A 21,334-nucleotide genomic window follows, 5' to 3' on the forward strand; every position below is an offset into this window, starting at 1 on the left:
AGAATCGTCTATGAAACAAAAAATTCGGTTACTGCAACGACGGACGGTCCACTATCTGCTTGCTGTGACGTACTGGTTGACGAAACGGTTACCGATTCAACCGAAAAAAGTCGTCTTTGCAACGTACCGTTCCGATCGTCTTGTCGATAACTTTCGTGCCGTCTACGATGAACTAGAACGACGTGACTTAGGGTATGAATACGTTTTTTTGTTAAAGCGATTCCCTCAATCGTTGGCGGGACAAATTCAATATGTCTTTCATATGATGCGAGCGACGTATGAATTAGCGACTGCCCGTTATTTCATCATCGATGATTATTATTACCCTGTATATGTGTCGTCCTTACGGGAAGGGACAGAAGTCATTCAGCTATGGCATGCCTGTGGAGCCTTTAAAAAGTTCGGCTATAGTGTGCTTGATAAATCCTATTCACCGGATGATGATTATTTGAAGATGGTCCAGATTCACCGGAATTATAGCAAGGTCTATGTTTCTGGTGAAGCATGTATCGCCCCATATGCGGATGCTTTTGGAATGGAGCAGAAACGGATTTATCCATTAGGGGTTCCACGGACAGATCAGCTACTGAACACAGCACGTCAAGCCCGTGTTCGAGAAAAGTTGTATGATCGATATCCAGAATGGCGTAAGAAACGAATCATCTTACTCGCGCCGACATTCCGAGGAAATGGACAGACAACGGCACATTACGATCAAGAGCTCGATTTTGAGAAATTTCGTCGGGAGCTTGGACCGGATACGGTCCTCTTGCTTCGCATGCACCCGTTTGTTCTCAATCCACCAGTCGTACCGGACGTGTATGCGGATCAAATCATTAACATGACAGACTATCCGGACATCAATGATCTGATGCAGATTGCGGATATTCTGATTACGGATTATTCGTCTGTCATCTTCGAGTTTGCCTTGTTGCAGAAGCCGATGATTTTCCTCGTCAATGATCTGCAGTCGTATAAAGCAGAACGCGATTTCTATTTCCCATACGAAACTTTCGTACCGGGACCAATCGTGTCGACGTTCGAAGACGTCATTGCTTGGATTAAACGTGGGCAATTCGATACACATAAAATTGAGACGTTCGCGAATCAGTTCTTTACGTATCAGGACGGAGAAGCGACCAAACGAATCGTCGATCATATGTTATATGACACGATTCCAGAGGCGCCTGTCTATACGAAAACGCCAGTGTGAATACAGAAAAACGTTCCGATTGCGTCTCCGTTTGGGGAGAGAGACGTCATCGGAACGTTTTTATTTTTGAATTGGGGCTTGATTGGCGCGAGCAGGGGTAGCTCGCAGAATGCGCACCTCTTAAAAGTGCGTCAACTTGTCCTTTGCGGACGTTCTCGGTTTGACAGGTGGAACGATGGCAGGCCAGCCGATTTGAATGACACCGAGAACGCGTTCGTTTTCAGAAGCGTCAACGAGTGAGGCATACTCTGGTGTGAACCAGTGTTTCCCGCTCTTCCAGCAACAACCAAGACCTCGTTCTGTTGCTACCAACTGCAGATTTTGAATCATCGCAGCTGTTGCAAGTGTATCCTCTAGCTGTTGATCTGGTGTTCCTTGTACCTGACAAAGTACCGTTAAATAAACCGGGACTTCCCGTAATTTTTGTTCAGCCTGTTGACGTTGTTCAGACGTTTTCGTCTCGAATTGACCACGTGCTGTCAGCAATTCCATCAAGGCATCGACATACCGTGTTTGTCCGTCTTCGATTGCGAGAACAAAGCGCCAAGGCTCTCGTAATTTATGATTCGGGGCATAAATCGCCGTGTCGAGTAATGCTTCTACCAATTCGACCGGAACGGGTTGTTCCGTATAGGACCGGATCGACCGGCGTGTTTCAATCACTTGTTGGGCATGCATCCGTTTCATCTCCTCACTGAGTACTTTTTCACTATAAATGATAACGATTATCATTGTCAATGTTATTTGTCAGAAAACAAAAAAGACGATTCCCAAGAGGAAATCATCTTTCGTTAGATTCGGATTAAGAAGCTTTTCGTTCCTCGTCTTGATCTTGAGCAACGGTCGTTAGTTTCTTTTTCATAAGACGAATCCGGTATAGGGCAAATAGATAATGGGCGAAATAGATCGTAAAACCAAGGAAAATCGTTAATGCTACATGAATTTGAACGCCAGGGACAGCATGGAGCTGAATGAAGAGCAAGACAGCCATTGCCATCGTATAGAGCACCATTTCCACCGATTGTGGCATGACGCGTTGACGTTTTAAGAAAAAGGAACGCATAAGTGGCAGGACGACGAGACTGACGAGACGATCAACCAGTCCGATGACGAGCACGCTGATCACCATCGCTAAACCATTTTCAAAAGCGATTAACCGTGGGAAGACAAGATAAGTGACGAGTAATAGTGGTCCAACTAATAAAAAGATTGAAATCGAGGCACGTGCGAATACGAAGAGCCCGTTGACACTTGTTAAAAAGGCACGAACGATCTTTTGTGACCAAGGGGATGGTCGACCAACTTGCCAAGCAAAACAACAAGCAAAGATGAACGCATAAAATTGCAGAAAGGCAACCATAAAGCATCTCCTTTAGATATGAAACTCATTGTCCCTAGTGTATCGATTTTAAGGCTGAAGTGCAAAGAAGAACTTTTCGTAAAGTATAAGAAAAGACCAGCTGATAGGACATCAACTGGTCTGTCGTCAATCAATCCAGATTCGGTTCTTTTTTTCCGTGCAAGAAGAAGGACAGAATCAGTGCAAGCGCAGATAAAACGGTCGCAATCCAGAACGCATCGGTGATCCCTTGAATCGTTGCTTGTTTCGTCAGCATCGTAAACCAACTCGTCGAAGCGGCTTGTGAGCTACCCAGCTGTTGTCCAAGATCATTTAAATGTTGCGAAAGCGTTGGGTCGAGCGTCGTGAACTGATTCGCGTCGTCTGCCAAATGAGCCGTCGTTTGACGGGTCATGACGGTGACGAGAATCGCGGTTCCGATAGATCCAGCGACTTGACGGAGTGTGTTTTGCGTCGCGTTTCCGTGTGGGATCATCTTCATCGGTAAGGCATTCATACCGGCAGTCATGATCGGCATCATGATGAACGCCATACCGAATGACCGAAGCATGTAGATCCCCATGATGGAGTAATACGACGTATCCATGTTCAATTGCGTCAGTTCCCATGTTCCGTAAGTCATTAACGTCAAACCGAAGATGGCAAGTGGACGAATACCGAAGCGGTCAAATAACCTACCAGCAATCGGTCCAGTGATTCCCATGATCAGTGATCCTGGTAAGAGGAGCAGACCGGAATCGACCGGTGAAAAACCGCGAATACTTTGTAGATAAATCGGTAAAAGTAACATCCCGCCGAATAAAGCCATCGTGACGATGACGTTGATGAAGAGTGTGAACGAAAATTCCGGTACTTTCAACACGCGAATGTTCAACATCGGATCTTCCATCGATAGTTCACGCATCGCAAAAGCGGCAATTCCGATTAAACCGATGACGATCGTGCTGATGACGATCGGGCTATCCCAGCCGTCATTCCCAGCTTCACTGAACCCATAAAGGAGACTCCCGAACCCGATCGTACTAAATAAGACGCCCAGTGCATCAAAAGAAGGTTTCGAGAGGGGCTGTGTCAGTCGGAACCAAGCAGCACCAAGTAACAATGTCACTAATCCAAAGAACGACATCGCGTAAAACATGACGTGCCAATCATAATTTTGGATGACATATCCCGTGATCGTTGGTCCGACAGCTGGAGCGAGAATCATCGCGATTCCAAGCATCCCCATGGCAGCTCCACGCTTATGCGGTGGGAACAACGTCATGAAGACGTTCGATCCGAGTGGCATCAAGATACCAGCACCCGCTGCCTGAACGACACGACCGATCATCATGACCGGGAAGTTCATCGCCATCGAACAAATGATGGATCCGAAGAAAAAGAGCGTCATCGAAGCGAGGAACAGTTGGCGGAACGTATAGCTTCGCATCAAAAAGGCGCTGATCGGAATCAAGATCCCGTTGACGAGCATGAAGCCTGTCGTCAACCACTGGGCAGTGGACGTCGACACATTGAAGTCATTGATCAGAACCGGTAACGCGACATTAATCAACGTTTGGTTCAAAATAGCAATGAACATACCGATTAGTAAGACCGTCAGTACTTTCGGGATACTGACGTTTTCCGTCGATACCTGTTTTGAAGGTGCTGCGACTGGTGGTGTCACAGTCATCGTCGGTTCCGCATCGAGGGATTCCTCAAGTGTTGGTCCGTCAGTCGCCAGTGCCATGTCGGATTGGCGACTTCGACGGGCGATCCAGTTGACGCCGATGATGATCAGAATCGTGAACGCACTATATCCGAACAAGAAGGTAGTAGACATGAACGTCCCTCCTTAATCCTTATGAATGCGGACGGTCACATTCATACCAGGTCGAATGTCGAGTGATTTTTCTTGCGAGAGTGATACTTTAACGGGAATGACTTGTGCGACTTTCGTGTAGTTCGCGTTTCCGTTTGAAGAAGGCATCATTGAGAACGTAGAAGCCGTCGTCATCCCGATTTGCTCGACTTCACCAGAAAGTGTCGTGTCCGGGTAGCTGTCGACATAGACATCCACTGTTTGTCCGACTTTGATTTCATCGATTTCTGTTTCTTCGATGTTCGCTGTGACCCAAAGGTCGTTTAAGTCAAAACCGTAAGCAAGTGGTGTACCTGCTGCGACGAAGCCGTTCTTTGTCGCCATCGACTGAACGATCGTTGCTTTCGCAGGCATCGAAACAGAAAGATCTGTCGGCTTTTGTCCAGCTTGTGCAGTCATGACGTGACCAAGTGTTGTACCGCTGTCGAGTGATTCACCTGTTTTTGCCGACCAGTCTGTTAATTTACCAGCGCTTGGACTCGCAATCGTTATCATTTTGCCATCGATTTTTGCATTGTCTGTTTTGACGTAGCTCGTTGCTTGATCGTAATAGTAGTATCCAACGACACCACCACCAATCAAGACGATGAGTGTCACGATATTGATGATCAATAATTTTTTCATACTCATGGGTGTGTTTGCATCCTTTCTTGTGTACAATCGATTCAAAAAAAGTACTCCTCTGGGGGGAGGAGTAATTAATATAGTTAATTATATGGATCGTTAGCTAACAAACAACCGACAATTTCCGACAAAATGTCGGAAAAATAGATGATAACGGATTCATTAATGAAAAGATGATGAAAAAGGAGTGAAATATAGATGAATGAGAGCCGCGATCCTCGACCAAAACGGTCACGTGACCGTATTACAATGGAATTATTTCGTTTACTGAAGACGCACAGCTTCTCAAGTATTACGGTCAAAATGTTGACGGATGGAGCCGGTGTAAACCGTTCGACCTTCTACGCACACTATACGGATAAGTATGATTTGCTTGACCAAATCGTTGAGGAGCAAATGAAGGCACTTGAACAAGCGATTCGGATCACCGGTACAGGAACTGCCTTTCCGACAGTCGAGCAGGTGAGTCGCTATTTTGCTCGGTTGTTCATTCATATCGAAGAAAATGAATTATTCTATCAGACGATGCTTGTTCAAGGACCGATCAAAACGTTCATCTCGCGCTTTCTCGATACGTTGAAAGAGAATTACCGACTAGTGTTTCGACCGCAAATCACAGAAGAAGCTACGTTCGTCGATCGGGACTTATTATTAAACTATGTCATTGGTGGACAGTTGGGATTGTTGATTTCTTGGTTACGAAACGGTCGACCGTATTCATCAGAGTATATGGCAGAACAATTAAGTCGGATGATCGTCTTTGGAACAGTAGAAAGCATCGGTTTTCCTAAAGAGCCGGAATGAAGACGTAAAAAAAGACACTTCCCTACGGAAGTGTCCAGTCAGGTTAAGCTTGTCGGAATGCAAGTTCTTTCGTGTAGATCGTACTCCGATTCCGTCCGCTCTCTTTTGAGTAATACAACGCTTTATCTGCCTGTTGTAATGCTTCAAGTGACGTATGAGAACCACTAGAATGCGCGATTCCAAGCGAAATCGTGATTTGTAGATCAGGTACATCTGCTGTCGGGAACAGGTTACGTGCAACTGTCGTCCGGGCTAGTTCTGCGATTTTTTGCGCTTCTTTTGCTGACGTACTTGGTAAGATGATTAAAAATTCTTCACCACCGTACCGTCCGACGAGGTCGTCTGGACGCGTCAAGGAAGCGAGAGTCATGCCGAGTTGGCGTAATACATCATCGCCTGCATCATGACCATATGTATCATTGACATGCTTGAAGAAATCGATATCGATGAGTACAAGCGAATAGCCTTGGTCGGTCGAACCGACAAGCGAAAGCGAGTCATCAAGACGACGACGATTGGCAAGCCCTGTCAAAGCATCCGTCATGGCAAGTTTCTGCTGATACTGGATGTTTTCGAAGTGGCGGCGTAATTCTGCCAATAGTCGAAAGGCAACAAATCCAGCTAATAGATTAAAGAAGATGTAAGCAATCGAGATTTTGAAGAATGTCGACCAGCTGTGCGTCAGAATGTAGATGGCGGGTAACGAATAGAGAATACCGACCAATACCATGAGTTGAAAATGACGCATCGAGATGTGAACGAAGCGACGCATGATCCCGATCGTCGTGATGAACAAGACGATGATCAGCGTAGATAGATAAAAACCTTCCATTTGATCAACAGGTGTTAAAAAGTAACGTGTCCCGATGATCATCACACCGGCGACGATGGCGCTTGGGAAACCACCGATCATCATGGCAATGGCGACGGGAACGATACGTAAATCAACACGGGCGACATCGATCTGGATCCCATTAAACATCAATAAAACCGCAATCAGACCAGAGACCGCGCCGAGTATAAGACGTGTGCCCCAGCTAGAATTCAGCGAAATACGCGGTTGATTCCGAAACGGTAAGAACAAGAGAGTAATCGTTGTGAACAGTAGACAAAAGTTAATGATGAATTGATTCATGATGGACAACAAATCCTCCCAACTCCCCCAGCTAACAGATTTCCATATATATACTTCCAGTATACTCAAGTAGATAACGGTTAGACAGAGGGAAATCTTTAGATAAAATAGAAAAAACGGTAGGAAATCTACCGTTTTTAAGAAGACGAAGTAAGTGTATCCTCATCCATCGTCTGTAAAATTTTATCAAAGACATGAACCATCGTTTCAAGCTCTTCTTCTGTCAATGTGCCGAAGCGATCTTGTAAATAGTTTTTCCGGACGATTTCGAGATCCCGAAATGCACGTTCCCCGTCCTCCGTCAAAGCGAGGACGATTGAACGACGATCTTCCGTCGAACGTGTTCGGGTGACATATCCTTGTTTATACAGCTTATCCGTCAAAGCAGTGACTTGACTCGTCGCGAGCTCAAATTGTTCCGCGAGAAGCGTCGGGCGCTGAGGACCATTTTCGGAAAGGCTTCGTAAGATGAAAAATTCACTCCGGGTCGCCGTTCCTTCAAATAGCCGGTTAAGTTCACGTCGCAGGGTACGAAGAATGACACGCATTTGTTCTTCGAGTCGATAAGTTAGCAAATCACGTTCCTGTGGCATGCAAGCAGCATCCTTTCTCTCAGTGGACTTCTACCATTTAGTGTACTAAACATATCGGATTTTTACCATCGACTACCCGATATTCGAAAAAGGCAATTGACAATTTCGTGGCGATTTGTGTAATATGGCGTAGTAATAACTAACTTAATTCAGTTCTCACTCAACCAGTGGGATGGAGGTTGCAATTCTTAAGAGTACGGTTACGGATGTCGTCAAGCGACAGATGAGGTGACCTGAAAGGAAGAATTGCCGAAATCAATCATCGCTTTGAAGATGATCGATTGGGATTAGATCAAATAGGTCTAATACTGTCACAAGTCGGGTATCACCTACTTGTGGAGAGCTATCTTTCACGACGGTAGAATGAGGCGCATCCATTTTATTATGTTGCGTTCTCATCTTCCATCTGGAAGATGAGGGCGCTTTTTGTTTTTTTTATTCAAAAAGTGTCCTCTCAAAATTTATTAAAGAGAGAAGCGAACGAAATGAACAATCTAGATGTGAAACAAACAACAGATTCGACAGCAGAAGGATTAAAACGTGGATTACAAGCCCGTCACATGTCGATGATCGCCATCGGTGGAGCGATTGGAACAGGACTCTTCATTGCGTCCGGTGCTTCCGTTGCAGCAGCAGGACCAGGTGGGGCACTCCTATCGTATGCAATCGTTGGTTTGATGGTCTATTTCCTAATGACAAGTCTTGGTGAAATGGCAGCATACATGCCGGTCGCTGGGTCCTTTTCGACATATGGAACGAAATTCGTCGATCCATCATTCGGCTTTGCGCTCGGCTGGAACTATTGGTACAACTGGGCAGTTACGATCGCAGTCGAACTCGTCGCAGCACAAATCGTCATGACGTATTGGTTCCCGGATGTTCCTGGATTTTATTTCAGTGCCTTGTTCCTCTTACTGATGATTGGCTTGAACTACTTCTCCGTTAAAGGATTTGGGGAAGCTGAGTATTGGTTCGCCATGATCAAAGTCGTTACCGTCATCGTTTTCTTAGTCGTCGGTGTTGCGATGATTTTCGGTGTCTTTACATCAGAGCCACCGGTTGGCTTTAAAAACTTTGCTCTTGGCGATGCACCGTTCGTCGGTGGTATTCCTGCCGTCATCGGAATCATCCTCGTTGCCGGATTCAGTTTCCAAGGAACGGAACTCGTCGGGATTGCCGCGGGTGAGTCGGAAGATCCGAAAAAGAACGTTCCAAAAGCAGTTAAACAAGTTTTCTGGCGTATCTTACTTTTCTACGTCTTCGCGATTTTCGTCATTGGGATGCTCATTCCGTATACGAGTCCGAACTTGGTTTCAAATGACATCACGGACGTCGCGGTTAGTCCGTTTACGCTCGTCTTTGAAAAAGCAGGTCTTGCGTTCTCAGCAGCACTCATGAATGCCGTCATCTTGACGTCTGTTCTATCTGCCGGAAACTCAGGTATGTATGCTTCGACTCGGATGCTGTATACACTGGCTCGCCAAGGGGATGCACCGAAGTTATTTGCGAAAGTATCGAAAAACGGTGTACCACGTAATGCCTTGCTCGCAACAGGTGCGGTCGGTGCGCTCTGTTTCTTAACATCGATGTTTGGTGGACAAGTCTACTTGTGGTTACTCAATGCTTCCGGTATGACAGGCTTCATCGCATGGCTCGGGATTGCAATCAGTCACTATCGTTTCCGTAAAGGATTCCTTGCACAAGGTCACTCGTTGAAAGACTTACCATATGTTGCACCAGCGTTCCCATTCGGTCCGCTGTTCGCATTCGGTCTTTGTTTCCTTGTCATCGTCGGTCAAAACTATGCCGCATTCCTCGCGGATCAAATCGATTGGGTCGGAATTGCCGCAACGTATGTCGGTATTCCATTATTCCTTGCCTTCTGGTTAGGACATAAATTCAAAAACCGGACGTCGATCGTTCGTTATGACGAGATGGACTTCCCAGAACATCCGCGTCAATCGTAATGTGTGAACCACCTTCTATAATGAAGGTGGTTTTTTTATTTCTTTAAATGAAAACGTTTTCTAAAATATAGTTTTGGAAAAGTATAAAAAAGGAATCAATGAATACATATTCAAGAATAGAAAACATGAATGAAGAATAGGGGGGAAGACGCATGACTACATCTGAATTATTTTTCACATTAGGTTCTGCAGCGTTTTTCATGTTGCTCGTTGCCTACATATCCTATCGATTGACGCGTGGGAAAACACAAGGCGTCGATGAATACTTCTTAGCAGGTCGAGGGCTAAGTGGCGTTTTCATTGCCGGTTCGCTACTACTGACGAATTTGTCGGCAGAACAGTTGATTGGACTGAATGGACAATCCTTCATGGGGAATATGTCGAGTATGGCATGGGAAGTCACAGCGGGATTTGCTGCGATCATCATGGCCATCTATCTGCTCCCGAAGTTTCTCGGACTTGGTATCTCGACATTACCGGAATACTTAAGTCACCGGTATGATGAGACGGTTCGCCGGATGACAGTCTTACTCTTTTTACTCGGATACATGTGCGTCACGATTCCTTCGATGCTTTATTCGGGTGGGATTGCTGTCTTGCAGCTATTCGATGTTCCGGAATTATTTGGTCTCAGTTATACGCAATCCCTTTGGTTAGTCGTCTGGGTCGTTGGAATCATCGGAGCGATTTATGCAATTTTTGGAGGATTACGTGCGGTGGCTGTCTCCGATACCTTGAACGGGATTGGGCTTGTCTTCGTTGGATTCCTAGTTCCGGTGCTTGGCTTTATCGCGCTGGGTGACGGGAATTTGCTTCAAGGAATGAAGACGATTGCGACTGTACAACCGGAGAAGCTGAATGCTATCGGAAGCTCAACCGATGCCGTTCCGTTCTTTTCGATTTTCACGGGCATCCTATTTGCGAACTTATTTTATTGGTCACTCAATCAATATGTCATTCAACGTGTGCTCGGGGCAAAAGATTTGAAGGAAGGACAGAAGGGCGTCCTCATGACAGGATTTTTGAAGTTATTAGTTCCGATCTTCATGCTGATTCCTGGTATCATCGCCTATCACTTGTATGGGAACACACTAACAAGCGGTGATTTATCATACCCTCGACTTATCACGGAGTTACTACCGGTCTCGCTGATGGGATTTTTCTTAGCTGTCTTACTCGGAGCCGTCTTCAGTTCGTTTAACTCGCTTCTCAACAGCATTGCAACACTTTTTGTCCTCGATATCTATCAGCCGGTGTTTGCGAAAGAGGCGAGTGATGAACATTTGATTCGTGTCAGTAAATGGTTCGGAACGATCGTTGCCTTGATTTCTTTCGTCATCGCACCGTTCTTGATGTACGCGCCGGACGGCTTATGGAGTTTGATCCGGCAATTCACAGGGTTTTTCAACATTCCGATTCTCGTCATCGTATTAATGGGGATTTTCATGAAACGAATTCCGGCGATTGCGGCGAAAATCGTCATTGTCTTTCACGTGTTCGCGTATTACTTATTTGTCTTCGGTTTCAAACAACTGTTCGGCTGGGATCATGGCATTAGTTATATTCATGGGTACGGTATTCTACTCGTGATTGAAGTGCTGTTCATGGTATTCATGGGATATCGTTACCCGGCCGTCCAGTCAAGAAAAATCAATCGACGACAGTCTGTCGAGCTTACTCCATGGAAGTTCGCGATTCCGGTCTCGATCTTATTATGCACATCCATCATTTGGACATACGTTCTGTTTTCAAAGATCGGACTGGCTTCGGCAGCAGGCATCGTATCGAGTTGGTTCTGGCCGGTTACGTTAGGACTTGTCATCGCAACGATCGTATTATGGCGTGTGTCGCTAAACGCCTGGGAAGCGAAGTACCGGTCCTATCTCGAAGAAGAGTATCGTCAAGCCGAATAATCCTCTCGCAGAAGGCATGACATATCGGGTAAGATGAAAGAAAAACAGGAGGCGATCTTCGTGAATTACTGGTATCACTTTAAGCGTGCCTTCTTACCGATCGCATTATTGCTTGTGACGCTTGCCTTGTACCAAATGATTTATCGTTTGAATAACATCTGGTATTCGCTTGGAGGACTTCTCCTTGTCTTTGCGGCGATTTACTTCGTCATGCGTCGTCTAAAAGCGAACCCAGAGGATTGAATGAGCAGGAAAGTCGAGTCCATTCTCTGAACGCGGTAAAATAGAGACATACAGAGGAGGGGAAGATAGATGGCAAAAGCAATATTTGCAGGTGGTTGTTTCTGGTGCATGGTCAAGCCATTCCATAAATATGATGGTGTAGAGCAGGTCATTTCAGGATATACCGGTGGTCATACAGAGAACCCGACTTATAAAGAGGTCTGTTCGGAAACGACAGGTCACTTGGAGGCGGTTGAAGTCACGTACGATTCGTCCATCATTACGTACGAAGAATTACTCGATATTTTCTGGCGTCAAATCGACCCGACAGATGGCGGAGGTCAATTCAATGACCGTGGTGAATCTTACCAACCGGCTATCTTTTATGTCGATGAAGCACAGCGTGAAGCAGCTGAACGTTCGAAAGCAGAGCTTGACGCATCAGGACGCTTCTCACGCCCAGTCGCGGTAGAGATTCGTCCAGAAAAGCCATTTTGGCCAGCCGAAGAATATCACCAAGATTATTATAAAAAGAATCCGTTCCGTTATCAGATGTATAGTGTCGGCTCAGGTCGCGCGAAATTCATCAAGGAAGCGTGGAAGGATCATGGTAAGGAAAAAGAACTGAAAGAGCGTCTGACACCAATTCAGTATAAAGTCACACAAGAGAACGGGACAGAACCCGCTTTCCGTAACGAATATTGGGATGAAGAACGTCCAGGTCTTTATGTCGACATCGTCGATGGCACACCACTCTTCACATCAAAAGATAAATTCCAGTCAAACTGTGGTTGGCCGAGCTTCGCTAAACCCATCTCAGAAGACAAGATGGAAGTCGAACTCGATACGAGCCACGGGATGACGCGGACGGAAGTGCGTTCTGCGAATGCGGATAGTCACCTTGGTCATATCTTCGATGATGGTCCGACAGAACTTGGTGGTCTTCGCTATTGTATCAACTCAGCAGCATTACGATTTATTCCGCTTGAAGAGCTTGATTCAGCAGGATATGGGGAATATAAAAAACATTTCGAGTAACACGTAAGGAGCAGTCAAACGATTTCGTTTTGACTGCTCTTTTTTCAAATGGAAGGGAGAGAATTGAATGTTTCGACCCGTATATGAAGAGATTCGACAAATGACGATTGCGAAGGTACTTGATTTCTATGATCACGAAATCCGTCAGCTCGATAAGCAAGCACGTCAGGAAAAGTACGACAAGATGAGCTTGAGTCCGTTTCGTTTTTTCCGTGGGAGTTCGCATCTGTTTTATTATGACGTGACGCGAATCCCCCTTGGTTTTGATACGCCTCGTGATAAACCGACGTGGATTCAGGGCGATCTTCATTTTGAGAATTTCGGTGTCCATGGCAATGCGAAGGGAGAGATCATCTACGACGTCAATGACTTTGATGAAGGGTACTTAGGATCTTATTTATATGATTTGATTCGTATGGCGGTCTCCGTCCGGTTGTTCGCTGAAGAGGCAGGATACGATCCGACTCCTGCGATTCGAAATTACGTCCTTGAATACTTACACGATTTAAAAAAGTACGCTCTCGGAAAAGATCCCAGCGATGTCTGTTTTACGCGGGATAATACGAAAGGACCAATCAAGAAATTGATCAAAAAAGCAGAAAAGAAACGTGAGGAATTAATGGGAGAGCGGACGGAACTGGTGGATGGCGTGAGACGCTTTTGTACATTACCAGATATGGAAGCGGTAGATGATCCGACGCGAATAGCGATTGAGTCTGCCTGGTCCTCCTATATCGAGACGATTGACGCAGAGGATCGTCGTGAAGAAGCGTTCTATACAATCAAGGATATCGTGCGGAAACTAGATAGTGGAACGGCATCGATTGGTCTTGAGCGCTATTACATCCTGATTGAGGGGGAGGGAGGGGAAGAGGATTTGATTCTAGAGATGAAACAAGCTCAAACTTCTGTCCCTTCATTGTTCCTTCCCGTCTATCGTCCAGAAGCAGAAACAGTTCATCAAGGACGCCGGATCATCACGTCCCAAAAAGCGATGCAGGCACATGAAGATCCATATCTTGGTTATTTGACGATTGGTCAAAAGGAATATTATGTACGTGAGCGCTCACCGTATAAGAAAAAGCTAAAAGCAAAGCACATCAAAAGTCAGGATGACCTCGAGAATGTGTTATGCATTCAAGGTCAAATCACCGCGAAAATCCATGCACGGGCGGATCAGGATGCGGGGATTAAAGAAAAAATTTTAACGCATCATGCCGACGTTGAAATCATCCAAGCCATTGGTGTTTCGGACACCGCTTTTTTAGAGCAAATCGAGCGTTGGTCAGAAGCCTACGTGACACGAACAAAGCTGGATTACCAAGTGTTTTTGGAGTGGGTGAAGACTCGAAAAACAAATTAAAAACCTAACAAACTGAGGCTTGTCAGATGGCTGTGTAACATGTGTTACACAGCCATCTTTTTTGTAAGGATTTTTTTGTTTAACGAATGAAAGCGTTCAACAAAATAGAAATAGGTATAATGACCTATATCAATTTATCAGAAAACTTCGTAAATTTTTGATTAAGTTCTTGCGGACGACTCGCTCCGTAGGACGAATTATAACGGGTACAGGGGGAAATACATCATGAGTTTGACGCGGAAAAAAGATGTTTCCGCTATGATTGCTGCAAGTAAACGAAACAGTGGACTTGCTCGAAATCTTGGCGCGATGGATTTAACGTTTTTAGGAATTGGCGCCATCATCGGAACCGGAATCTTCGTTTTGACGGGAACAGGAGCATTGACTGCAGGACCAGGACTTATCGTATCATTCATCTTATCTGCCATCGCCTGTGGTCTAGCCGCTCTTGCTTATGCTGAATTCGCATCAACGATTCCGGTCAGTGGATCCGTCTATACGTACACGTACGCAACGATGGGAGAGATCTTCGCTTGGATTATCGGTTGGAACTTGATCCTCGAATATGGACTTGCCTCCAGTGCCGTTGCAGCAGGTTGGTCTGGGTACTTCCAGTCCTTACTCGCAGGATTCAACATCCATGTGCCAACAGCCTTATCAGCAGCTCCTGGAGCAGTCGAAGGAGCCAAGACATACTTCAACCTTCCAGCGTTCTTAATCCTCTTTGCCATTACGGCATTGTTGTCGATGGGAATCAAGGAAACGAAACGTGTCAACAACATCATGGTCGTCATCAAGGTTGCAGTCGTCATTCTCTTCATCGTTGTTGGTGTTGGCTACGTTGAGCCATCGAACTGGACACCGTTCACACCATTTGGTTGGGGAGGTGTCTTCTCGGGTGCCGCGATCGTCTTCTTCGCGTACATTGGTTTTGATGCCGTCACATCAGCAGCTGAAGAAGTCCGTGATCCGCAAAAGAACTTGCCACGCGGGATCATCGGTTCACTCGCTGTTTGTACAGTCCTTTACGTCATCGTCGCAGCCATCATGACAGGAATCGTACCGTACCAACAGTTCGCTGGTGTCGATCATCCAGTCTCACTTGCGATTCAAATGGCGGGTCAAAGCTGGGTAGCTGGATTCATCGATCTCGGTGCGATCCTCGGTATCACAACGGTCATTCTCGTCATGACTTACGGAATGGTGCGTCTTGCATTCGCCATCTCGCGTGACGGAATGTTCCCGAAAGTGTTCTCTGAAGTGCATCCGAAGTACCAAACACCATTCAAGGCGACTTGGATGATCGGACTGGGAAGCTCACTCGTTGCTGGTTTCGTTCCGCTCGATGTCATCGCAAACCTCGTCAACATGGGTACGCTCGCAGCATTCGTCTTGATCTCTGTCGCTGTCTTGATTCTTCGTAAGACACAGCCGGATCTCCCGCGTGCGTTCAAATGTCCAGGTATGCCATATGTGCCAATCGCAGCAATCGCTGCATGTCTCTTCTTGATGTTCAACTTGAAACTCGAGACATGGATTGCATTCGGAATCTGGCTTGCCATCGGTTTAGTCCTTTACTTTACATTTGCACGTAAGAGTTCGAATTTACACCCAGGAAATATGCCGGCAGCGGAACTCGCTGCTTCGAAAGAAGAACAGTAACACACAAGAAGACCCGATCGCCTGAAGGCGATCGGGTCTTCTGATGTTATGAAAGTGGAACAGGTCCTTTGACGCGGACCGCATCGAATTCACGACGAATACTTTCATTGGCTTTGGCTTCATCTTCTGCCGACCAGCCGAGTTCGCTACGCATTAAGGCGAGAACACCATCTGCGTACTGTTCAGCGTGAGGGAAATCAAAGAAGACGGCCGAGGCACGACGGTTCAAGAAGTCGCCGGGTTGCATGACGAGTTCAGCTTCTAATCCATATAGAAGGGCGCCGAACCAGTGTAACGGTAATTGATAACGAGCTGCCTCGTCGCCACGTGTCCGAATCAACTCGTAGACACGTTCGACGTTCGTACCGTAACGTTGGATGAGCCATGTCGCCTCATTCGGTGACAATCCAAGTGCTTCTCCTTTTGGTTGTTGTTCTTTCAAGTAGCGGGCAAATCCTTTACTTCCTTGTGGATGACCACCACCAAGCAAGATATCGTGCGTACGGGAAGCGAGGTAAATCCGATTTTCTTCTGTCTTGAATTGGTCTGCGACCATATCGATGATTCGTTCTGCCATCTTCCGGTACCCGGTCAACTTACCACCAGCGATTGACATCAGCCCGGATTTCGAGACGAAGATTTCGTCTTTTCGGGACAGTTCACTCGGATCCTTTCCATCTTCATGAATGAGTGGACGCAGTCCGGACCATGTCGATTCGACGTGTTCAGGTCGTAACTCGACGTTGAACATTTGATTCGTCGCCTCTAGGATATAATCCTGATCCTCCACGGTGACACCCGGTTCAAGAATATCTCCTTTATAGTTCGTGTCGGTCGTTCCGACGTAGGTTTTCCCTTCGCGTGGAATTGCAAAGATCATCCGACCATCTGGAACGTCGAAATAAACGGCCTGTTGTAGTGGGAAATGCGCTTGATCGATGACGAGATGAATGCCTTTCGTCAGGTGGAGTGATTTTCCAGCTTTCGAACCATCTTTTTCGCGTAGTTCGTCGACCCACGGACCAGTCGCATTGATGATTTTCTTTGCCCGAATCGTATACGTTTTTTCACTTAAGACGTCACGGACTTCGACACCGACAACTTTTCCATTGTGGTAGACGAGCGATTCAGCCTTCGTATAGTTGACGGCACGTCCACCGTAACCAACGGCTGCCTTTAAGACTTCGACTGTCAATCGGGCATCATCCGTTTTATATTCGACATAACGACCACCACCGACTAAGTGTTCCGAACGTAATAGTGGTTCGTAACGTAACGTTTCTTCTTTACTGAGCATCGTCCGACGTTCATGGCGTTTGACGCCTGCGAGCTGGTCATAGACGCGTAAGCCAATCGAGGTCGAGAAGCTGCCAAACGTCCCGCCTTCGACGAGTGGAAGCATCATCCACTCCGGCGTCGTCACGTGTGGGGCGTTCTCATACACGATGGCACGTTCTTTTCCGACTTCGGCAACAAGTTTGATCTCGAACTGCTTTAGATAGCGCAATCCACCATGGACGAGTTTCGTCGATCGGCTCGATGTCCCTTCGGCGAAGTCCTGCATCTCGATCAATCCTGTCCGCATGCCTCGACTTTGTGCGTCAAGCAAAATACCGGCTCCCGTGATACCGCCCCCGATAACGAGCACATCTAAAAGTTCTTGTCCCATCTCTTCTAACCAAGCTGTCCGTTCTGTACTTGAAAACATCTTGTCTTCCCCCTGTTCGTCTGAATGGATAGTTAGTCTACTTTTATCCATGTACCCGATTTTGCACTCTTTTGAGCACAATCAATGATTTTCATGACGAGTTCAGCCTTTTTCGGAGAGACAGGTGGAGTTGTTCGCTGTCGAATGGCTGGCGCAAGGTCTGTATAATAATCCCCAAATTGCCCGGAGACAAAAGGAAAGTCTTCAAGGGGACCGTTTGCTTCAGCCAATTGATACGTCGCGCGTTTCGTATCGACTTCATCGACGAAATAGCTAGCCTTTGTCCCATGTACCATAAGCGAAGGACCAACAGCCGGAACGATGGAACCGATGTGCAAAATAGCGCGTCGTGTACCGAATGCTAAAATCAGATGTGTATAGTCATCAACGATCCCACCTTGCCGTTGGATTGTTTGATCACAAAAGACGCGATCTGGAATTTCATCGAAGGCGACGAGTGCTTGATCGATTAAGTGCGATCCAAGATCGTACAAGAGACCAGCACCGGGTACGTCCTGTTCGCGCCAACGATTTTCAACGTCTGGACGATAGCGATCATAATGCGCTTCGAACGTTTGTATCGTGCCGAGACGTCCGGATTCGAGTAAGGTCATCAGCGTTCGAAAGTCCTTCGTATACCGACGATTATGATAAACTGTCAGTAACCGATCGTGTACACGTGCTAGTTCTGTCAACGTTTCGGCTTCTTCGAGCGTGACAGTGAACGGTTTCTCGACGAGTACATCACAGCCCGATAGCAAAGCGAGACGCGCAAGTGGATAATGTCGTTCATTTGCTGTCGCGATGACGACTAAATCGATCTGTTCTTTAGCGAGCAGGGCTTCAAGTGTCGAATAAACAGGTAGCGTCGCGTCATAAGCAGCGACTGCTTCCGGACGACTCGACTGAACAGCGACTAACTGATAATCAGGTGCGTGCAAATAAGGAGCATGTAAATGCTGACCGGCAAGACCAAAACCAACTAAAGCGGTACGAATCATGGAAAACACATCCTTTTCAAGTTCATACCCTCAATCTACCATAAGGAGGAATACAAGATGATTACGGAACAACACATCATCGAAAAGATGCGTCAAGCGATGCAACGCATTGAGCAAACGACAGGAGCCTCGCAGAAAGAGCAGATTGCAGCAATGAAGGCGTACTGTGAACTATTACTTGAATCTGAGGCGACATCAAGTTCAACGATATCGTTACCTACGTCAACACCTCAGGCAACACCAACAGTCGATCCGATGTTAGCGCGTTTCATGGGCGTTTCGCAGGAGAAAGAAGAAAAAGGCACTTCATTGCTTGATTTTTGAATGAAATGACGGGATTCAGGGAATAACCACCACAGTTGAAATCAGAAGGGGAGATGTGTCATGAAAACAGTAATCGTCATCGGAGCAGGACCAGGGAATGGATATGAGATCAGCAAACGATTCGGACAAGAAGGCTTTCAAGTCGTTTGTGCGGCGCGGACACAAGAAACACTCGCAGCCGTTATCATGGAACTAAAAGAAGCGGGTGTGGAAGCGGTCGGAGTGGAATGTGATGCTTCTCGAAAAGCCGATATCGCATCACTCATCGAATGGACAGAGGAACAGTACGGACAAGTCGATGTCTTAGTCTACAATGCTTCGATTTTACATCAAGCGTCTGTCCTTGAAGTCTCAGCAGAACAGATTACGAAAGAGTTCGAAATCGATGTGCTCGGTGCACTGCATGCCGCACAACTCGTTGCTCCGTCGATGCAAGAACGGAAAGACGGCGCGATCCTGATTACTGGAGGCGGCGCTGCGATGCAAGCGATCAAATCGTTGCCAGGGCTTTCAATCGGGAAGGCAGGCGTTCGACAAGTGACGCATATGTTACATGATACATTGAAGGAAGACGGTGTCTACGTCGGAACTGTCACGATTGCCGGAGAAGTGAAGCGTGGCACGGCACTTGATCCAAAAAATGTAGCGGAAGCGTTCTATCAACTTTATACGAACCGAAATGAAGTCGAAACGGTTCTATCAGCAGACTAACGAATAACCAAGATAGCATATGCGGGTTCGGGCTTTGACCGGATCCGTATTTTCATGGAAAGGAGCGAAACAAAAGTGAGACGATACGCCATGATGAGTCTACTTTTTCTATTCGTTCTCATCGGTTGTGCACCAGAAGAAACCGATGTGCTTGGCATCAAACAACCGGATGACGAAAAGGTCACGAAGGCGACGGTCGAGCGCGTCATCGATGGGGATACGTTAAAAGTAAAGTTGGCGGATGGAAAAACGGAGGACGTTCGTCTACTCCTTGTCGATACACCAGAAACCGTCAAACCGGATACACCGGTTCAACCATATGGAACGGAAGCGTCAGCGTTTACGAAAGAGACCTTACCGAGCGGAACAGCTATTCGGGTCGAGCGTGATCATTCCCGGACCGATCGATACGGAAGATTACTCGCATACGTCTGGTACGGTGATAAGATGTTGAATCAGGAGTTACTTCGAAAAGGGCTCGCACGTGTAGCGTTCGTCTATGAGCCGGATACACGTTATGTCGATATGTTCGAACAGATCGAACAGGAAGCCAAGCAGGCGAAAACAAAGATTTGGGAGCACGATGGCTACGTCACGAATCGTGGCTTCGATGCTCAAGCGATTACAGAAAAGAAATCTTGCGACATCAAAGGTAACATCAATCGGTCGGGTAAAAAAATCTACCATGTACCGGGAGGTCAGTCCTACGATGAAGTGAAGCCAGAGCAACGGTTCTGTACGGAAAAAGAAGCAGAAGAAGCTGGATTCGTCCACGCCGCACGCTGATAAGCGCACACAAAAAGCCATCGGAAGCGATGGCTTTTTATCGATCATACAGATGGTGGTGGTGGTTGATACTGCTGTACTTTATCATCTTCATCAAAGGAGATCGTGACATCGGTGATCCCTTTAAGAATTCGGATTTGCAGTTCAAGCCGGTCCTTGATGTCGTCCGCTTGGGCAATCGTTAAGTTAGGATCCACTTCAATCTCTGTCTCGACATGGAAGTGATCCCCTTCCTTAATAACTTCAAGCTTTTCAATATCCCGAACCGCTTCATCACGTAATAGGATTTCACCGATTTTAGCAGTCAGTACTTCATCAATCTCACCGAGCGCACCAGCAGCATTTTGAATAAAGACATTATAGACGACGTAGAACATCATCAGACCAATCAAAATCGATGCAATGCCCTCTGCTTGATAAAACGATGTGTAATGCGAAATCAGAACGGCGATGATTGCGATGATACCACCGAGGGTCGCAACAAGATCTTCCATGAAGACAAGACGTGTAGCTGGTTTTGCCTGCCCAAGATGGGTGAAGCTTTGACCAACGAGTGTCAGCCCTCTAGACTTAAGCCCAGTTTCATGAGCAATCTCGATCATCGCTTTATAAAAGACGCCGACTTCGAGGACGACACCAATTCCAAGTGCCGTCAAAATGATCCAAAGCCCAGTCGTCTCTTCACCAGGTCCATGTGTGATATGCAGGATGCCTTCCCGAATCGTCTCATACGCAAGCAACGCAACGACGATGATTGCAGCCAGTAACACGAGGTTAACAAGGCGACCGAATCCGTTCGGAAACCGTTTCGTCGGTGCTTTTTTACTGAGAGCAGAACCGATATAGACGAAAAACTGATTTGCCGCGTCACCAATCGTATGCATCATTTCAGCGAACATCGCCACATTCCCGGTCAAGATATAGGCGACGAACTTGATCGCGGCAATAATTGTATTGACGACAGCAGCAGCAAGTGCTGACTTATTTCCGCGACGGATCAATGAGAAAAAAGTGGCCATGAGCGGTTCTCTCCTTGTCTATTCAAAATA

General features: G+C 46.5%; 20 protein-coding genes and 1 riboswitch. Of the genes, 11 read left to right on the forward strand and 9 right to left on the reverse strand.

Features of this window, described 5'->3' with window-relative positions; genetic code table 11:
- The first annotated feature begins 10 nt into the window (after positions 1–10).
- A complete protein-coding gene (locus ACZGCQ_RS12115) occupies positions 11–1,213 on the forward strand; it encodes a CDP-glycerol glycerophosphotransferase family protein (RefSeq protein WP_481266416.1) in 1,203 nt (400 codons plus the stop codon).
- 120 nt (positions 1,214–1,333) lie between these two features.
- Here ACZGCQ_RS12115 and ACZGCQ_RS12120 read toward each other — a convergent pair whose 3' ends face one another.
- From ACZGCQ_RS12120 to ACZGCQ_RS12135, 4 genes are all read right to left on the reverse strand, one after another.
- Complete coding sequence (locus ACZGCQ_RS12120) at positions 1,334–1,891, reverse strand: nitroreductase family protein (RefSeq protein WP_023466727.1); 558 nt, start codon at positions 1,889–1,891, stop codon at positions 1,334–1,336.
- A 124-nt stretch (positions 1,892–2,015) separates the two neighbouring features.
- A complete protein-coding gene (locus ACZGCQ_RS12125) occupies positions 2,016–2,573 on the reverse strand; it encodes a hypothetical protein (protein ID WP_023466728.1) in 558 nt (185 codons plus the stop codon).
- A gap of 130 nt (positions 2,574–2,703) precedes the next feature.
- Positions 2,704–4,395 (reverse strand): DHA2 family efflux MFS transporter permease subunit, encoded by a 1,692-nt coding sequence (locus ACZGCQ_RS12130; protein WP_481266417.1) that lies wholly within the window; start codon positions 4,393–4,395, stop codon positions 2,704–2,706.
- A 12-nt stretch (positions 4,396–4,407) separates the two neighbouring features.
- Entirely contained in the window at positions 4,408–5,064 is a 657-nt protein-coding gene (locus ACZGCQ_RS12135; RefSeq protein ID WP_481266418.1) for an HlyD family secretion protein, read from the reverse strand.
- A 192-nt stretch (positions 5,065–5,256) separates the two neighbouring features.
- Here ACZGCQ_RS12135 and ACZGCQ_RS12140 point away from each other — a divergent pair, with 192 nt between their 5' ends.
- Complete coding sequence (locus ACZGCQ_RS12140) at positions 5,257–5,862, forward strand: TetR/AcrR family transcriptional regulator (RefSeq protein ID WP_481266419.1); 606 nt, start codon at positions 5,257–5,259, stop codon at positions 5,860–5,862.
- A 43-nt stretch (positions 5,863–5,905) separates the two neighbouring features.
- Here ACZGCQ_RS12140 and ACZGCQ_RS12145 read toward each other — a convergent pair whose 3' ends face one another.
- Together ACZGCQ_RS12145 and ACZGCQ_RS12150 are read right to left on the reverse strand one after the other, a co-directional pair.
- Positions 5,906–6,997 (reverse strand): diguanylate cyclase domain-containing protein, encoded by a 1,092-nt coding sequence (locus ACZGCQ_RS12145; RefSeq protein ID WP_481266420.1) that lies wholly within the window; start codon positions 6,995–6,997, stop codon positions 5,906–5,908.
- Positions 6,998–7,134: 137 nt separating this feature from the next.
- Positions 7,135–7,590: a MarR family winged helix-turn-helix transcriptional regulator gene (locus ACZGCQ_RS12150; protein ID WP_058265451.1), complete on the reverse strand. Its 456-nt coding sequence runs from the start codon at positions 7,588–7,590 to the stop codon at positions 7,135–7,137.
- 165 nt (positions 7,591–7,755) lie between these two features.
- A riboswitch (Lysine riboswitch) is annotated at positions 7,756–7,944 on the forward strand.
- Between the two features lie 131 nt (positions 7,945–8,075).
- Here ACZGCQ_RS12150 and ACZGCQ_RS12155 point away from each other — a divergent pair.
- The 6 genes from ACZGCQ_RS12155 (at position 8,076) to bcaP (ending at position 15,755) form a co-directional block, all read left to right on the forward strand.
- Positions 8,076–9,557, forward strand: a complete 1,482-nt coding sequence (locus ACZGCQ_RS12155; RefSeq protein ID WP_023466735.1) for an amino acid permease — start codon at positions 8,076–8,078, stop codon at positions 9,555–9,557.
- A gap of 152 nt (positions 9,558–9,709) precedes the next feature.
- Positions 9,710–11,470 carry a solute:sodium symporter family transporter gene (locus ACZGCQ_RS12160; protein ID WP_481266421.1) on the forward strand — a complete coding sequence of 587 codons (1,761 nt, stop codon included), beginning with the start codon at positions 9,710–9,712 and terminating at the stop codon, positions 11,468–11,470.
- A 60-nt stretch (positions 11,471–11,530) separates the two neighbouring features.
- Positions 11,531–11,713 carry a hypothetical protein gene (locus ACZGCQ_RS12165; RefSeq protein WP_035399267.1) on the forward strand — a complete coding sequence of 61 codons (183 nt, stop codon included), beginning with the start codon at positions 11,531–11,533 and terminating at the stop codon, positions 11,711–11,713.
- A 69-nt stretch (positions 11,714–11,782) separates the two neighbouring features.
- Positions 11,783–12,730, forward strand: coding sequence for a peptide-methionine (S)-S-oxide reductase MsrA (gene msrA / locus ACZGCQ_RS12170; RefSeq protein ID WP_481266422.1), 948 nt, complete (start codon positions 11,783–11,785; stop codon positions 12,728–12,730).
- A 67-nt stretch (positions 12,731–12,797) separates the two neighbouring features.
- Complete coding sequence (locus ACZGCQ_RS12175; protein WP_481266423.1) at positions 12,798–14,093, forward strand: DUF2252 domain-containing protein; 1,296 nt, start codon at positions 12,798–12,800, stop codon at positions 14,091–14,093.
- Between the two features lie 225 nt (positions 14,094–14,318).
- Positions 14,319–15,755, forward strand: coding sequence for a branched-chain amino acid transporter BcaP (gene bcaP, locus ACZGCQ_RS12180; RefSeq protein ID WP_047391976.1), 1,437 nt, complete (start codon positions 14,319–14,321; stop codon positions 15,753–15,755).
- A gap of 46 nt (positions 15,756–15,801) precedes the next feature.
- Here bcaP and ACZGCQ_RS12185 read toward each other — a convergent pair whose 3' ends face one another.
- Complete coding sequence (locus ACZGCQ_RS12185) at positions 15,802–17,463, reverse strand: glycerol-3-phosphate dehydrogenase/oxidase (RefSeq protein ID WP_029343170.1); 1,662 nt, start codon at positions 17,461–17,463, stop codon at positions 15,802–15,804.
- A gap of 32 nt (positions 17,464–17,495) precedes the next feature.
- Positions 17,496–18,464 carry a Gfo/Idh/MocA family oxidoreductase gene (locus ACZGCQ_RS12190; RefSeq protein ID WP_481266424.1) on the reverse strand — a complete coding sequence of 323 codons (969 nt, stop codon included), beginning with the start codon at positions 18,462–18,464 and terminating at the stop codon, positions 17,496–17,498.
- Positions 18,465–18,521: 57 nt separating this feature from the next.
- On the opposite strand from ACZGCQ_RS12190, the gene ACZGCQ_RS12195 reads away from it, so the two are divergent.
- From ACZGCQ_RS12195 to ACZGCQ_RS12205, 3 genes are all read left to right on the forward strand, one after another.
- A complete protein-coding gene (locus ACZGCQ_RS12195; protein WP_058704595.1) occupies positions 18,522–18,788 on the forward strand; it encodes a DUF5327 family protein in 267 nt (88 codons plus the stop codon).
- A gap of 60 nt (positions 18,789–18,848) precedes the next feature.
- Positions 18,849–19,499, forward strand: coding sequence for an SDR family NAD(P)-dependent oxidoreductase (locus ACZGCQ_RS12200; protein WP_481266425.1), 651 nt, complete (start codon positions 18,849–18,851; stop codon positions 19,497–19,499).
- A gap of 90 nt (positions 19,500–19,589) precedes the next feature.
- Positions 19,590–20,285 carry a thermonuclease family protein gene (locus tag ACZGCQ_RS12205; RefSeq protein WP_481266426.1) on the forward strand — a complete coding sequence of 232 codons (696 nt, stop codon included), beginning with the start codon at positions 19,590–19,592 and terminating at the stop codon, positions 20,283–20,285.
- A gap of 44 nt (positions 20,286–20,329) precedes the next feature.
- On the opposite strand, the gene ACZGCQ_RS12210 is transcribed toward ACZGCQ_RS12205, so the two are convergent.
- On the reverse strand, positions 20,330–21,304 hold the full coding sequence (locus ACZGCQ_RS12210) for a cation diffusion facilitator family transporter (RefSeq protein WP_481266427.1): 975 nt from the start codon (positions 21,302–21,304) through the stop codon (positions 20,330–20,332).
- Positions 21,305–21,334: the final 30 nt, after the last annotated feature.

Source organism: Exiguobacterium sp. HSB13 (assembly GCF_056764755.1).